This is a genomic window from Rhodococcus sp. NPDC057297 (genome assembly GCF_042667435.1).
In the GTDB taxonomy this organism is placed as follows: Bacteria; Actinomycetota; Actinomycetes; order Mycobacteriales; family Mycobacteriaceae; genus Rhodococcoides.
The window spans coordinates 141780-155190 of record NZ_JBHUZE010000001.1; the positions used below are offsets into that span (position 1 = coordinate 141780).

Below are 13411 nucleotides of genomic sequence, written 5' to 3' on the forward strand. Positions count from 1 at the left end.
CGTCTTGACGGGCTAAACATCTTATGTTTAAAGTTAGATATCTGTTACTTACGTCTCATTCACCACTGTGAGTGGCCGAGGTCATCGAGGCGGCGCTGCGCCGCTCGAATCCGCAACAAGTCTACGAGGCCTGCCATGTTCCTTCATCGAACCGCCGCCCTGTCGGTGGCGTTGACACTCGCTCTCGGACTCACCGCCTGTGGGTCGGATCCGGGTCCCGACGCCGACCCCGAGAACCCCGTCACCATCGACGTCACCGTGTCCGCAGCCGCGGAGATCTACAGCATCCCGTGGCTGGTCGCCCAACAGCAGGGCCTCTTCGAGAAGCACGGGGTCATCGTCGAGAACATCGTTCCGGGCAAAGGCGGTAGCGCCACCATGCGCACGCTGCTCGACGGAAACATCCCCATCGGCGAGGTCAGCTATCCCTCCATCGTCCAGGCCGACGCAGGCGGTTCCGAACTTCGGATCGTCGGAGGTGGTACCCAGGGGCCGTACCCGATGAACTTCTACGCACTGGCATCGAATCCGTCGATCAACTCCATCGAGGACGTACGCCGGTGGGCGTACACCCGCCCCAACTCCGCCTCCGATGCGCTCACTCTTCTGCTACCCGACCTCGCGGGTGTCGACGCGAGCAAGATCGAGCGGGTGTCGTCGGGCGGCATCGGTGAAGGCCTGGCTCTCCTGGAAGCGGGCTCCGTCGACATCGCGCTCATCCCCTCCATCGTCGCCGAGCAGCGACCCGAGGACTTCAAGCTCATCGTCAGCAGCCCCGACTACATGCAGAGGTTCCTGCAGTCCACGATCACCACCACGAAGGACTACGCCGAATCCAATCCAGGTGTCGTCCGCGCCATCAACGCCGGTTACACCGAGGCCGTGGCGTCGATCAAGGCCGATCCCGAAGCCGCGGCGCAGATCTACGCCGCGTACACAGGGTTCGACGCCGAGTCGGCACTGGCGGTGGTGGAACGTGCATCTTCGGTCGACACGTGGGGCGGCGGATTCGACCCGGCTTCCGTGACATCCGCACAGGCAGGCGTCGAAGCATCCGGTAGCGACCGCGAACCCGACTTCTGCACTCTGTTCGACCCCGATTTCCTGGCCGACGGCGTCGCACGCGACATGCCGATCGACTGCACCACCTGACGTCCACTCCGCCTGCACGAGAGGGTATTCCACGTGACACAGACAGACGATCGACCACGCACCACCACCACACCGAACATTGCCGTCGCCGACTCGGTGTCCCGGCACTTCGGCGACGTGACCGCTCTGCACGACATCGACCTGACGATCGGCCGGGGTGAGTTCGTCTCGATCGTCGGCCCCAGCGGATGCGGCAAATCCACGCTGCTCGAGATCTTCGCGGGCCTGCAGGACCACGACGGGGGCACCGTCACCGTCGACGACCGTCCACTCACCGGCCCACGGAGCAAGACCGCCATCATCTTCCAGGAATCGGCGACGCTTCCGTGGCGGACCGTCCGCGACAACGTCGCGTTCGCGCTCGAGGTCAAGGGCGTCGGAAAGAAGGAACGACGGGCACGCGCCGACGAGCTGCTCGCCACCGTCGGACTGTCGAAGTTCGGCGATCATTTTCCGACGCAGTTGTCCGGCGGTATGCGCCAACGCGTCGCCATCGCCCGATGCCTGTCGATGGAACCCGATCTGATTCTCGCCGACGAACCGTTCGGCGCGCTGGACGAGCAAACTCGGCTCGTCATGTCCTACGAGCTCTTGAAGATCGTCGAAAAGCTCACGTGTGGAGTCCTGTTCATCACCCACAGCATTCAGGAGGCGGTGTTGCTGTCCGACAGGGTGCTCGTGATGAGCGCGCGGCCGGGCAGATTCATCGACGAGATGCCCATCGATCTTCCGCGGCCGCGGTCGGAGGACGTCTTGTCCAGCCCCGAGGCCATCACCGTTCACGAGCGAATCTGGTCGACTCTGCGGGACGAGGCCAAGAAGACGATGAGCGTGGAGCCATGACGACCACGTCCACCGCGGCAGAAACTACGCGACAACGCTCCGTCGTACCGGGTTATCTGCGTCCCGCACCGAAAGCCGTGCTGAAGATTCCAGCTGCCGGCTGGACCGCAGCGGTCATCGTCCTGGCTGTGCTGGTGGTGGAGGTGTACGCACGCTCCCCATTGGCCTCGCCACTCGACATCGTGCCGGTATCCGACATGGCCGCCACAGCACTACAGCTCATGACCGATCCGGATTTCCTCGTCGACGCACTCGGGCGGACCCTCGGCATCATCGTCGTCGCATTCGTTCTCAGTTCGCTGCTCGGAATCGGCGCGGCCTACCTGCTGTGGCGGTTCGATGTGTGGGACAGAGCATTTCAGCCCTACCTCAACGTGTACTACGCTGTGCCCACCTTCGCGCTGTACCCCATCATGGTCGTACTCTTCGGTAGCGGCATCGCCCCCATCGCCATACTCTCGACCATCTTCGCGTTCGGTGTCGTCGCGATGAATGCTCGAACAGGGTTCAACTCCGTCAGCCCCATCGTCGCCAAACTCGGGTCGACCTTGAGATTGACTCGGTGGCAGTACTTCCGGTCGATACTCCTGCCCTACGCATTGCCCAACATCGTCACCGGGCTCAAGCTCGGCCTGTCCTACGCCATCATCTCCGTGCTCGCCAGCGAGTTCATCCTGTCGACCCAAGGCCTCGGTCACTACATCTCCATCGCCTACGACAGCTTCGACATCGCCGAGATGTACGCAGGAATCCTGGTCGTCACCGCCCTCGCCCTTCTCGCCACCCTCGGCATCTCCGCTGCCCTGAACCGATTCGATTGGAGGCGTCGCCGATGAGCACCGTGACCGCGAAGGTTGCCACCGCACCGAGTGCCGCACCGACACGCTCCCCCTCGACGAAACCCAGCCTGCTGCGGCGGTTCGCACCCCCGGTCGTCGTCGCAGTCCTGGCCGTCGCTCTCTGGTGGCTCGCCGCCGTCGTGGCGGACAGCCTGATCTTTCCGACGCCCGCCGAGGCCATGTCTTCCCTCGCCGACGACCTGGGCAAAGCCGAATTCCGTGCGAACGTTCTCGATTCGTTGCGCATCCTCGCCCTCGGCTACCTCGCGAGCACCGTGGCCGGGTCGCTGCTGGGACTCGCTCTTGGAATCAGCCCGTTCTGGACTCGGTCGATCCTTCCCATCTTCTATTCCATCAACAGTATTCCCAAGATCGTCCTGTACCCGATCTTCCTGTCGTTCCTCGGAATCGGCGAACTGAGCCGAGGCGGTTTCACGTTCTACGCGGCCTTCGTACCCATGTTTCTCGTCGCCGTCGAGAGCACCGCGTCGGTCCAGCAGATCCACCTGAAGATGGCAGCGTCACTCCAGGTCAGCTGGCCACGGCTGATCCGTCAGATCGTCATCCCCTCGGCGCTGCCGGCGTTGGCCACCGGAATGCGCATGACGTTCGGCCTGGCGTTCCTGGGATTGCTTCTCGCCGAGATGTTCTCGTCGTCCAGCGGCATCGGCTACGAACTGCTACGCAACGTCAGCCTGGTCCGCATGGAGAACATCATGGGCACCGTCGTACTGATCATGGTGATGGCGCTGCCACCCACCATCGCACTCCAATGGCTCGAGCACCGCATCACCGCCAAGTTCGGCGGATGACCCCGCGCGTCAGCGCAGAACATCCGTTCCGACGAAGGGCACCAACGCTTCCGGTACCCGCACGGTACCGTCGGCCTGCTGGTGATTCTCGAGGATGGCGACGATCCACCGGGTCGTCGCCAGGGTGCCGTTGAGCGTCGCCGCGATCTGAGGCTTGCCGTGCTCGTCGCGGTACCGAACGCCGAGACGACGCGCCTGGAAGGTCGTGCAGTTCGAGGTCGAGGTGAGCTCGCGGTAAGCGTTCTGGGTGGGCACCCATGCCTCGCAGTCGTACTTGCGGGCGGCCGACGAACCGAGATCGCCACCGGCGACATCGATGATGCGGTACGGAAGCTCCACCGCGGCAAGCATCTCGCGCTCGAACTCGAGCAGCTTCTTGTGCTCGGCCGCAGCGTCCTCCGGCTTGATGTAGGAGAACATCTCGATCTTGTCGAACTGGTGGACCCGGATGATGCCGCGGGTGTCCTTGCCGTAACTGCCTGCCTCGCGGCGGAAGCACGACGACCAGCCCGCATAGCGCTTGGGACCGTCGGACAGATCGATGATCTCGCCCGAATGATAACCCGCAAGAGCAACTTCCGACGTTCCGACGAGATAGAGGTCGTCGGCTTCGAGCCGATAGATCTCGTCCGCGTGCGCCCCGAGGAAACCAGTGCCTGCCATGATCTCCGGCCGCACCAGCACCGGCGGGATCATCATCGTGAAACCGTTCTTCACGGCCTTCTGCGCGGCGAGTTGCAGCATTCCCTGCTGCAGCAGGGCGCCGTACCCGGTCATGAAGTAGAACCGTGAACCGGACACCTTCGCGCCGCGTTCCATGTCGATCAGGCCGAGCGACTCGCCCAGTTCGAGGTGATCCTTCGGCTCGAAATCGAACGTCGGAATATCGCCGACGGTCTCGAGCAGTACGTAATCGTCCTCGCCGCCTGCAGGTGCGCCCTCCTCGACGATGTTGGAGATCTTCCGGGCCGCGACGTCGAGGGCCGCGTCGGCCTCGTTCTGCGTCGCCTCGGCAGCCTTGACCTGAGCCGCCAACTCGGACGCACCGGCCAGCAGAGCCGGGCGCTCGTCGGGAGACGCCTTGCCGACCTTCTTGCCCAGCGCCTTCTGCTCGGCGCGGAGTTGATCCCCGGCCAACACAGCTGCGCGACGAGACGCATCCGCCTCGAGCAACGCGTCCACCAGTGAAGGGTCTTCACCACGTGTGCGCTGCGAGGCTCGAACTACGTCAGGATTCTCGCGGAGGAACTTGAGGTCGATCACGGAGACAAACCTTACTTGCCGAGCAACCCCAGGTAGTCCTCGCGTCCGAACATCCGAGCTGCATCGATCGCCGACGGGTGACCCCCGGCCGGGTCGGCACCACCGTCGACGAGCGCCTTCACGACGTCGTCCTCACCCTTGAACACGGCACCGGCCAGTGGCGTCTGACCTTTGTCGTTCGGCCGATTCACGTCCGCACCCCGCTCGACCAGGGCATTCACCGTCGCCGCATGCCCGTGGTACGCCGCGAGCATCACCAGCGTGTCCCCGGCAGAATTGTTCAGATCGACCGGAACACCCGCATCGACGTACGCCGTCAGCGCCTCGGTGTCCCCCGCACGAGCCATGTCGAACAGCCGTCCGGCGAGCTCGGCAACGTCGTCGGCGTCATCAGGTCCCGTCATGACAGTAGAAGTTACTCGGGCATGATGGAAGGCGATGTCCAGCAAGCCCGAGAAACCGAACCAGCGCACCGTCACCGCCCACGTCGCGCGTCGTGGCCTGGTGCTCGTCGCCATCGGCGCCGTCGCCGCCGCAGCGATCACCCTCTTCGTCTCCGACGGTTTCTCCCAGCCCGAGAAGATCACGACGCATTCCGAAGCAGGTCCCGCCACCGACGGCCCGGTGTCCGCGTCGTCCTTCGGCTCGGCCGACCCGGGCACCTGCCTCGACTGGACGCCGACCGACGACCCCGAGACCGACCGCCAGGATCTGGCGGAAGTCTCCTGCGCCGAGCCGCATCGATTCGAGGTCGCCAAGGATGTCGACATGACCGCCTACCCGGGCCTCGAGTTCGCCCCGGGAGCCGCGTACCCCGGGGCCCTACGGTTCGGGCAACTACGCGACGAACACTGCATCGACGTCGTCGACGACTACCTCGGCACCAAGTTCGATCCCAGTGGCAAGTTCAGCGTCGGGCTCATGTTCCCCAGCCAGGCCGGGTGGGCGTCGGGCGAACGAACGTTGCGCTGCGGAATCCAGCAGTCCTCCAACACCGGCATCCCGCAGGAGATGAGCGGCTCGGTCCAAGGTCAGGACCAATCGAACGTGTGGGACGTCGGAACCTGCATCGGCATCAACCAGAACGTCCCGGCCGACCCCGTCGACTGCGCCCAGGCACACGCCTTCGAAGTCGCATCGATCATCGACCTGCAGCAGCAGTTTCCCAGCGGCATCCCCACCGAAGCCGACCAGGACGCCTACCTCGAACAGACCTGCACCGAAGCCGTCAACGGCTACCTCGGCTCGGACACCGCGCTGCGAGACAAGACGCTCACCCTCTTCTGGAACACCATCGACGTCACCAGCTGGCTCGCCGGCTCACGCCAGGTGAGCTGCTCCATCGGCAAGGAACTCGACGAAGGCGGCTTCGCGACCATCGCCGGATCCGCGAAGGGCGACATCCTCATCAACGGTGAAGCCCCCGTGCCGCCCCCCGCCGCTCCCGACGGCCGAGCCCTCCCCACTCCGCTGCCCGGCGCAGCGCCGATCACTCCCGGAGGGTGACATTCCCACCGACATGACCCGCGCCGAGTTCGAAGAAGCCGTCGCCGACGCCCTCGACACTCTCCCGCCCGACATCACCGACCGCATGGACAACGTCGTCATCCTCGTCGAAGAAGAACACCCGACGGAAGACATCCTGGGCCTGTACGAAGGCGTCGCCCTCACCGAGCGCTACGAATACAGCGGGCACCTACCGGACGTCATCACGATCTACCGGCTACCCATCCTCGACATGGTCGACGACGCCGACACCGCCAAACGCGAAATCGCCATCACCGTCGCCCACGAAGTCGGCCACCACTTCGGCATCGACGACGAACGCCTCCACGAACTCGGCTTCGGCTGACCCCCGGCCCGGCTGCGGGCGGGAGGCGCTAGGCCGAGACGGATTCCCGCGTAGGAGACGAGGCGCGGTCGGTGAGGAAGGCGAAGACCAGGCCGAGGCCGAGCCACAGTGTTGCCTGGGTCGCCAGGGACGACAATCGGAATTCCCAGAGCAGTGTGGCGGGGAAGTCGTCGCCGACCTCGTTGATTCCGGGTAGCAGGACGTACCCGAGTGCCGCAACGACGAGGAAGGTCAGGGCCGGGGCCCCGATGCGGATGGCGACGGAGGTCTGCGTCGACACGAGCCTGGCAACGTAGACACCGATGCCGACAGCGGCGAGTCCCAGAACCACTGCTGCCAGCCACAGCCAGGTTCGTTGGGTGATCGTGTCCGGGTCTCCGACGGCGGGTGGGTTCGCGGGGTACTTGAAGAACGGGACCGCTTCGATAGCCACCCACCCGAGGAACGCCGTCGCGAGCGCGAGGATCGATCCGGGCAGTGCGGTGAATCGTCGGGCGTAGTGCAGTACCGCGGCGAAGATCGCTCCCAGAGCGAGACCGGCCAGCCCTGTCGCGAGGAACAGTCCGGCGCGTTGTCCGTCGCGGCTGACGAGCGCTTCCTCCTCGTCGTGCGAGTGTCCGGCCGCGGCCTCTTCACCGTGCGAATGCTCGCCCGCGCCTGCGGCTTCTTCGATGGCGATGGCCGAGTCGATGTGTGGCTCACCGATGGTGAAGGCCACCGCTCCAGCGAGTAATCCGGCGATCAGGCCGGCCAGCAGACCGCGCACGAGAAGCTGGAGGAACGTGCCTCCGAGTGTGGTCAGTGGCACGGGAGCCCCAGCAGGTGGCGTCCGTCGTGCATCAACTCGTGCATGTACATCCCGCTTCGCGAGATGGCGCCCTGGTCGAAGCCGACCAGGTAGAGCACGAGGAATGCGAGAAGGATGACCGCTCCCACCACGAGGGCGAGGGCTGCGGACTCCGCGGATCTGCTGGGATGGACGACTGTAGCCATGATTCGGTGTTGCCTCCTGGGATTGTGCGTCCCGTAGAAACGTCCACGACGTGTGAGTTTTCTGGCTGACAGGCCGGGGCCTGCTCACAGTGGCGCAACCGCTCCGGATTTTCATCGGATTACCTGCACACGTCGCACTTACCCGCGAACTGTGGCACCGATCTCCCACAGCTGTCAATCGAAACTACAGTGACGAGCGTGGGCAATTCGGTGCTGCGACTGACGCTGGTCAGCCATGCCGTCACCGCAGCGCAGCGTGGGGCGCGCTTCGAATCGGACGAACCGGTCATTTCCCCTGTCGCCGTTCGGTATCCAGGCATCGCCGACGCCGTCCTGATCGCTCCTGAACTGCGCGCCCGGCAGACTGCGGAGGGGCTCGGATTGACGGGCTCGACCACGCAGGCGATCGCGGACATCGACTACGGCGACTGGCGTGGCTCGACGATGGATGAACTCCCCGAGCCCGACGTTCTGGCGTGGCTGACGGACACTTCGTTCGCGCCGCCCGGCGGTGAATCCGTCGACGATCTCTTCTCTCGGGTCACCGGTTGGATGGATCGTGTCGCCTCCGATCCGATGAGGGTCTGTGCGGTGACCCATCCCGCGGTGATCAGGGCGGCGGTCGTGAGAACTCTCGACGCACCGAGGCTGTCGTTCTGGCGCGTCGACATTCCGCCGCTGACCTCGACGACAGTGCAGTGTCGGGCGGGTCGATGGACGCTCCGCTCGGTCGCGGAAAAAATTAGCTGAGCTTTTTCTCGTTCTGCTGGAACCGATCGGGTTCCGGTCTCGTCCAATCCATACGAAGGGCGAATTCTCGGCAGCGAGGGCCGCCCCGCATCGCGAAAACAACGTGAACGAGGAGTGAGCATGCCAGGTACCGTGCGGGTCGATCCTGTGGCCCTCGACGCTGCTGCAGCGGATCTCGATGCCGCGGCCGCGCGGTTGCAGGCGAACCTCACCGCGGTGTCACTGCCCATTCAACCGATCCCCTCCGGTAGCGAGGAAGTTTCTCTGCTCGCCAACCGGTTCTTCAGGAATTCGGCGGGCACGTTCTCCCCGGCCGCGGCCCAGGCGGTGGAGGAACTGATCGAGACGGCAGCCGCCCTCCGTGCGCAGGCCGCGGCCTACCGCAACGTGGATTTCGAGCACGGAAAAGCGCTGGGCAGCTGACAACCTCCGCGCGCCGAAGAACCTTCTTTCACGCCCACTCATCCTTGGGAGCAAAACGATGACACTCGGAGTCACCGGTGTGGTGTGGATGCCACGCTTGGCGATGGTCAACTCGACGTCGCTGTTGGCAGGTGCGGGCGCTGCGCCGTTGGCCACTGCCGGCGGAGCCTGGCAGGCCGTCGCTGCTGCGTACGCGGACACCTCGATCACCCTCACTCGCGTGATGGCCGTACTCGCCGCCGGGTGGGAGGGTGAGGCCGCCAATGCCGCTCAGGAGCGACTCGGTGGTTTCCTCGCTTGGACGCAAGGCGTCACGGCGAAGGCCACTCAGATATCCGGAATGGCTGCCGGCGAAGCCGCGGCGTACTCGACGGCTGCGCTGACCATGCCCAATCCCGTCGAGATCGGCGCCGTGCAGAGCGCCAAGATCGCCGCCTACGGTGCCGGTGGTGCGCTCAACGGGAGCGCCCAGGCGCTCGAAGTCGCCGAGCGAGCCCTCGACGTCCGGGCGGGCCTGGTCATGGAGGGCTACGAGGCCGCGACGACACCCCTTGCACTGCAGGTATCGTTCGATCATCCGCCGAAGATCGTCAACGACTCTGCCGTGAGCGGAGCCGTCGACAGCGCCGGTCGCCCCATCGACTCTGCGCGATCTCATTCGGAGACAGGCATCTTCGGCTTCAGCGCCAACACATCCCCGGCTCAGGCAGCTCTCGCCGCCGTCGGGTCCGCGCTGCAGAATCCCGCGTTGGCGAGTGCCGCGGGCCAGATTGCGAGCACGGCAGGTTCGGTGGCCGGGTCGTCGGTCACCACCGTGGCGTCGGCGGCAACCAACATCGGCAGCGCCGCGGTGTCGTCGCTGATGAGCTCCAACTCCAGTTCCACCGGGCAGGCGTCGTCCCCTGCATCGTTCAGAACGGAGTCCCCGACGGCGGGGACGACGTCCACCCGTGCGGTGTCCGCGTCGAACGTCGGCGTGCCGGGCGCCGGTGGGCTGCGCTCGGGCGGCGGATTCGGTTCGGCTGCAGGTTCACTCGGCAGTCCGGTCGCAGGGGCACCGAGTTCGGGCCCCGGGGTGGGCAGCGAACGCGCAGTCGGAACCGGGTCCATGTTCGGCTCTGCCGCACCGGACGGCGCCGCGGCGGCACGGGGAGCCCACGGCGCAGGACCCGTCGGTGCAGGCCACAGCGGCAACAACGAAGACGACGAACACGACACGCCCGGTTACCTACGTCAGTTCGAGCATTTCTCCGACGGGCGCACGGTTGCTCCCTCGGTGATCGGGGCCGATCCGTCCTGGAACGATCGTTGATCGACTTGGGAACCCAACCGCTCGGCCATACTCTCCCGTTCGCCGAGTTGGACGCGGACAGAACAGATTTCCTCGTCGACAGTTTGAGCATCGTCGAGCTGCCTGTCGTTCTCGACGTGTTCCCTCGCTACGACTCGTTCGAGAAGAAACACGAATCGCTTGCACGCGGCCATGCAGGCCTGGTCCAGGACAATCTGATCGTCGACGGCTTCATCCACCCGGACCTGGAGGCGTGGCTCCGGATTCTCGAGCAGCCACGATGGTACGTATCGGCACGTCGAGTTCCCACGCCGTACACGGAGGACAGTCCGATTCTACGAATCTGCCTGGCAGGCAACAGCACCGGCACCGTGATCGCAACCAAGACGGAAGGCCGTCTACGGCTGCGCATTGCAGCTGCCGACGCGGCCGTCGAACTGTTCACCGAGCTCGGTAGTGGCCGGGCGCTGGAGTTCCGTGGCGTGTCGGCTCCGACGGATGGACTCGCGGAGGCGCTCGACGCTGCGCCTACCGACTCCCGAGCTACCGCGTCCCGCCTGGCACACCTCGGAATCAACGGCGACGTGGCCCGAGAGGTGGCGTCGGCGATCAGTATGTGTTCGGCGCAGGCCGAGATCACCTCGGTCACCGTCGAATCCGGGAACAGATCGGCAGGCGCTCACCCCGTCGCCATTTTCGACACCCCCCGGGGACGGATTGCCGCGACGTCGAGCCGCGCTGCCGACGGGAGCCACTGGACCACCCTGTCTCCCGGCACCGACACCCGCATCACGGCGGCCCTGTCCGAACTGATCGGCAGGGCACTCTGATCGCCAGGACGCTCCGATCGGCAGGGTTCTAGGAGATCGGGTTGTCCGCCGTAGTGCTTCCCTTGCCTTCGAACGGCGGCAGGAACGTGCCCCAGCGCTCGCAGGTCCAGCCCGTGCCCGACGGCACCAGCTCGATCGTCTCGGTGTTGTCCAGATGGTTGTCCGCAGCGAATGTGCCGTCGACATCGGCGAGGACGGCGGCGACCAATCTGATCACGGCGCCGTGGCTGACCACGACGACATCGGCGGACTCCGGGGACGTCAGGTACTGCTCGCGCAGCTCGTCGAGAACCGGCACGTATCGGTCGAGGATACTGCGCCCACTGTCCCCGCCGGGGACCGTGGCGTCGAGATCGCCTGCGTGCCAACGTCCGTAGATTTCGGTGAAGCCCTTGTGCGCGGCGTCGTCGCCCCGGTCCTCCCATTCACCTGCCTGCGCCTCGTGAATACCTTCGCGCTGTTGGGGCTCGAGTCCGGTGGCGTCACCGATGTGCGTCGCTGTCTGCACGGCACGGATCGCGAAGGACGACACCAGAACGCTCGGAGGCGTCGCCGCGATCGAGGCGCCGTAGCGCCTGGCTTGTTCGTGACCGTGATCGGTCAGCTGTGCCCCCGGCAATTTCGTGTCGAGGAGCTTGTCCACGTTGGAGAACGTCTGTCCGTGACGGACGAGTACGAGCTTGCCCGTCATCGATCCTCCTCTTCGTCTCGGTGCGCACCCCCACGAAGCGCACTCAACCATTCGATCTCCTCCTCCAACGACGGAGGACGGTGCCCTGTTCCCGTCGCGACGGGCCAAGATCCGAGGAATCGCAATTTCATCTTGCGGTGCAATGCACGCAGTGCCTCACCGACGGCTTCGTCGTCGATGTGACCGGCGAGGTCGAGATAGAACCAGTAGGTGCCGAATTGCTCACGCGTCGGCCGTGATTCGATGCGCGTGAGATCGATGTCCCTGATGCCCAACTCCGCGAGAGCCCGGTTGAGCACACCGGGAACGTTGTCCGGCATGAGCACCAGCGCGGTGCGATCGGCACCGGTTCGCGGCGGCGCGGATCTCGGCGGCGCGACGAGCACGAATCTGGTGCGCGCGTTGTCGACGTCGGCGACACCCGCGGCAAGCGTCGGCAATCCTGTTTTCTCGCCGGCCAGCGGCGTGGACACCGCCGCGTCGGCCAACCCGGCCGCAACGTCCTCCGCCGCAGCGGCATTCGAGGAGGCGAATTGCACCTCCGCACCCGGGATCGTGGCGTCGATCCATTGCCGAACCTGCGCCGCGGCAATCGGATACGCACGAATCGTACGAACGTCGGACAGCGCCACACCGGGCGCGCCGAGAATCGAGAACGCGACGTCCACCTCGGTCTCGGCGAGAATCTGCAGCCTGCTGCCCGCCCCGAGAGCGTCGAGAGTGGGCGAGACCGAACCCTCGACGGAACTCTCGATGGGCACCACCGCTGCGTCGACGTCGCCTGCCCGGACCGCGTCGAGCGACGCCGGCGGACTACCGAGTGGACGTCGTTCGATATCTCCGACGAAACCGAGATCCGCGAAGACGCCCTGCGCTTCGAACTGGCCGAGTGCCATCTCGGTGAATGTTCCCGATGGACCGAAATACGCGATTGTGGGCACGGAAGACGAGATTACGCCGACGGTGCCGGAACCAAGCCCGCTGCCGCGAGATCGTGATGCGCGGCGGTGGCATCGTCGACCTCGATGCCGAGAAGTACCGTCCGCACCGCCTCTGCGGCCTCGGGCCGCAATGCCGCCAACGCGGCCGTGTCGGGGTTCGCCCATGCGGTGGCGATGTCGTCGCCGCGCAGGGCTGCGACGGTGGCGGACAGCAACGCGATGACCTCGGAACTGGACCGCGCCCGCGCGAAGAATCCGCCGTCGGCGTGGGCGACGACGGCGAGCACGTCGGCGACCTGCCGCGGCGACGCCGACGCGATCAGACCGGGGATGCGGTGCGCTTCGACGATCTGCGTGACCGCGTCGAGCGTCGGTCCGTCACCGAGGTCGGGAAACAGAACCAGCGGCGACGGGACGCGCAGGGCGGTGGCGTCGTCGATGGTCTCGGCGTCGACGTCGAGGTGGAACCGGACGGCTTCGTAGACGGCGCGGGATCCTCGGAGTTCCTCGGGATCGATGTCGAGGTCGACGACGAGTCTGCCGAGCGCGGGTTCCCCCGGGTGGTCGCGCAACACCGATGCGGACACGATTGCCGGACCGCTCGTCACCTCGTCGGCATCCCGCGCGACGCGCTCGGAGCTGCGGGAACGCTGGTGGAGGAGGCCGGCGACGAGGGCTCCCGGTTCCGGCCGGTGGGGTACGCCCAGGGTCAGGGGAATGGACACGGCTCT

Annotated in this window: 17 protein-coding genes and 1 riboswitch; of the genes, 10 read left to right on the plus strand and 7 right to left on the minus strand. The window is 65.7% G+C overall.

Features of this window, described 5'->3' with window-relative positions; translation table 11 throughout:
* Positions 1-135 precede the first annotated feature (135 nt).
* Genes ACFULT_RS00625 through ACFULT_RS00640 form a run of 4 tightly spaced genes read left to right on the plus strand, consistent with a single transcriptional unit; the run spans position 136 to position 3646 of the window.
* Positions 136-1152, plus strand: a complete 1017-nt coding sequence (locus tag ACFULT_RS00625) for an ABC transporter substrate-binding protein (RefSeq protein WP_037112528.1) — start codon at positions 136-138, stop codon at positions 1150-1152.
* A 33-nt stretch (positions 1153-1185) separates the two neighbouring features.
* Positions 1186-1995 (plus strand): ABC transporter ATP-binding protein, encoded by an 810-nt coding sequence (locus ACFULT_RS00630; RefSeq protein WP_037112527.1) that lies wholly within the window; start codon positions 1186-1188, stop codon positions 1993-1995.
* A complete protein-coding gene (locus ACFULT_RS00635) occupies positions 1992-2831 on the plus strand; it encodes an ABC transporter permease (RefSeq protein ID WP_378480346.1) in 840 nt (279 codons plus the stop codon). The genes ACFULT_RS00630 and ACFULT_RS00635 overlap by 4 nt, the downstream gene beginning before the upstream one ends.
* A complete protein-coding gene (locus ACFULT_RS00640) occupies positions 2828-3646 on the plus strand; it encodes an ABC transporter permease (protein WP_037112522.1) in 819 nt (272 codons plus the stop codon). The genes ACFULT_RS00635 and ACFULT_RS00640 overlap by 4 nt, the downstream gene beginning before the upstream one ends.
* A 9-nt stretch (positions 3647-3655) precedes the next feature.
* Here the strand turns inward: ACFULT_RS00640 and serS are convergent, their stop codons facing one another.
* Both serS and ACFULT_RS00650 read right to left on the minus strand, forming a co-directional pair.
* Positions 3656-4909 (minus strand): serine--tRNA ligase, encoded by a 1254-nt coding sequence (gene serS / locus ACFULT_RS00645; RefSeq protein WP_378480347.1) that lies wholly within the window; start codon positions 4907-4909, stop codon positions 3656-3658.
* Between the two features lie 11 nt (positions 4910-4920).
* Positions 4921-5313: an ankyrin repeat domain-containing protein gene (locus tag ACFULT_RS00650; protein WP_378480348.1), complete on the minus strand. Its 393-nt coding sequence runs from the start codon at positions 5311-5313 to the stop codon at positions 4921-4923.
* A gap of 34 nt (positions 5314-5347) precedes the next feature.
* Here ACFULT_RS00650 and ACFULT_RS00655 point away from each other — a divergent pair, with 34 nt between their 5' ends.
* Together ACFULT_RS00655 and ACFULT_RS00660 are read left to right on the plus strand one after the other, a co-directional pair.
* The gene (locus ACFULT_RS00655) at positions 5348-6415 is read left to right on the plus strand and encodes a septum formation family protein (RefSeq protein WP_037112515.1); all 1068 of its coding nucleotides are present in this window, start codon (positions 5348-5350) and stop codon (positions 6413-6415) included.
* A 13-nt stretch (positions 6416-6428) separates the two neighbouring features.
* On the plus strand, positions 6429-6761 hold the full coding sequence (locus tag ACFULT_RS00660) for a metallopeptidase family protein (RefSeq protein ID WP_019667094.1): 333 nt from the start codon (positions 6429-6431) through the stop codon (positions 6759-6761).
* 28 nt (positions 6762-6789) lie between these two features.
* Here ACFULT_RS00660 and ACFULT_RS00665 read toward each other — a convergent pair whose 3' ends face one another.
* A complete protein-coding gene (locus ACFULT_RS00665) occupies positions 6790-7569 on the minus strand; it encodes a CbtA family protein (RefSeq protein ID WP_037112512.1) in 780 nt (259 codons plus the stop codon).
* Positions 7560-7754, minus strand: a complete 195-nt coding sequence (locus ACFULT_RS00670; RefSeq protein WP_019667092.1) for a CbtB domain-containing protein — start codon at positions 7752-7754, stop codon at positions 7560-7562. The genes ACFULT_RS00665 and ACFULT_RS00670 overlap by 10 nt, the downstream gene beginning before the upstream one ends.
* A gap of 57 nt (positions 7755-7811) precedes the next feature.
* A riboswitch (cobalamin riboswitch) is annotated at positions 7812-7875 on the minus strand.
* 77 nt (positions 7876-7952) lie between these two features.
* On the opposite strand from ACFULT_RS00670, the gene ACFULT_RS00675 reads away from it, so the two are divergent.
* The 4 genes from ACFULT_RS00675 (at position 7953) to ACFULT_RS00690 (ending at position 11048) form a co-directional block, all read left to right on the plus strand.
* Positions 7953-8504 carry a histidine phosphatase family protein gene (locus ACFULT_RS00675; RefSeq protein ID WP_378480349.1) on the plus strand — a complete coding sequence of 184 codons (552 nt, stop codon included), beginning with the start codon at positions 7953-7955 and terminating at the stop codon, positions 8502-8504.
* A gap of 120 nt (positions 8505-8624) precedes the next feature.
* Entirely contained in the window at positions 8625-8927 is a 303-nt protein-coding gene (locus ACFULT_RS00680) for a PE domain-containing protein (RefSeq protein WP_170945216.1), read from the plus strand.
* Between the two features lie 58 nt (positions 8928-8985).
* Positions 8986-10239, plus strand: coding sequence for a PPE domain-containing protein (locus ACFULT_RS00685; RefSeq protein WP_378480350.1), 1254 nt, complete (start codon positions 8986-8988; stop codon positions 10237-10239).
* Between the two features lie 5 nt (positions 10240-10244).
* Positions 10245-11048 carry an ESX secretion-associated protein EspG gene (locus tag ACFULT_RS00690; RefSeq protein WP_378480351.1) on the plus strand — a complete coding sequence of 268 codons (804 nt, stop codon included), beginning with the start codon at positions 10245-10247 and terminating at the stop codon, positions 11046-11048.
* 28 nt (positions 11049-11076) lie between these two features.
* On the opposite strand, the gene ACFULT_RS00695 is transcribed toward ACFULT_RS00690, so the two are convergent.
* The 3 genes from ACFULT_RS00695 to ACFULT_RS00705 are packed head-to-tail and all read right to left on the minus strand — an operon-like array spanning position 11077 to position 13405.
* Entirely contained in the window at positions 11077-11739 is a 663-nt protein-coding gene (locus tag ACFULT_RS00695; protein ID WP_378480352.1) for a histidine phosphatase family protein, read from the minus strand.
* Positions 11736-12680 carry a prephenate dehydratase gene (gene pheA, locus ACFULT_RS00700; protein WP_378480353.1) on the minus strand — a complete coding sequence of 315 codons (945 nt, stop codon included), beginning with the start codon at positions 12678-12680 and terminating at the stop codon, positions 11736-11738. Before pheA ends, ACFULT_RS00695 begins: the two co-directional genes overlap by 4 nt.
* A gap of 11 nt (positions 12681-12691) precedes the next feature.
* On the minus strand, positions 12692-13405 hold the full coding sequence (locus ACFULT_RS00705) for a hypothetical protein (protein WP_378480354.1): 714 nt from the start codon (positions 13403-13405) through the stop codon (positions 12692-12694).
* Between the last annotated feature and the right edge of the window lie 6 nt (positions 13406-13411).

What these genes read in the sequence shown, in the direction of transcription:
- ACFULT_RS00625 (WP_037112528.1), top strand. Translation starts at nt 136, where the DNA reads ATGTTCCTTCATCGAACCGCCGCCCTGTCGGTGGCGTTGACACTCGCT.
- ACFULT_RS00635 (WP_378480346.1), top strand. Translation starts at nt 1,992, where the DNA reads ATGACGACCACGTCCACCGCGGCAGAAACTACGCGACAACGCTCCGTC.
- ACFULT_RS00640 (WP_037112522.1), top strand. Translation starts at nt 2,828, where the DNA reads ATGAGCACCGTGACCGCGAAGGTTGCCACCGCACCGAGTGCCGCACCG.
- ACFULT_RS00650 (WP_378480348.1), bottom strand. Translation starts at nt 5,313, where the DNA reads ATGACGGGACCTGATGACGCCGACGACGTTGCCGAGCTCGCCGGACGG.
- ACFULT_RS00655 (WP_037112515.1), top strand. Translation starts at nt 5,348, where the DNA reads ATGTCCAGCAAGCCCGAGAAACCGAACCAGCGCACCGTCACCGCCCAC.
- ACFULT_RS00660 (WP_019667094.1), top strand. Translation starts at nt 6,429, where the DNA reads ATGACCCGCGCCGAGTTCGAAGAAGCCGTCGCCGACGCCCTCGACACT.
- ACFULT_RS00670 (WP_019667092.1), bottom strand. Translation starts at nt 7,754, where the DNA reads ATGGCTACAGTCGTCCATCCCAGCAGATCCGCGGAGTCCGCAGCCCTC.
- ACFULT_RS00680 (WP_170945216.1), top strand. Translation starts at nt 8,625, where the DNA reads ATGCCAGGTACCGTGCGGGTCGATCCTGTGGCCCTCGACGCTGCTGCA.
- ACFULT_RS00685 (WP_378480350.1), top strand. Translation starts at nt 8,986, where the DNA reads ATGACACTCGGAGTCACCGGTGTGGTGTGGATGCCACGCTTGGCGATG.
- ACFULT_RS00695 (WP_378480352.1), bottom strand. Translation starts at nt 11,739, where the DNA reads ATGACGGGCAAGCTCGTACTCGTCCGTCACGGACAGACGTTCTCCAAC.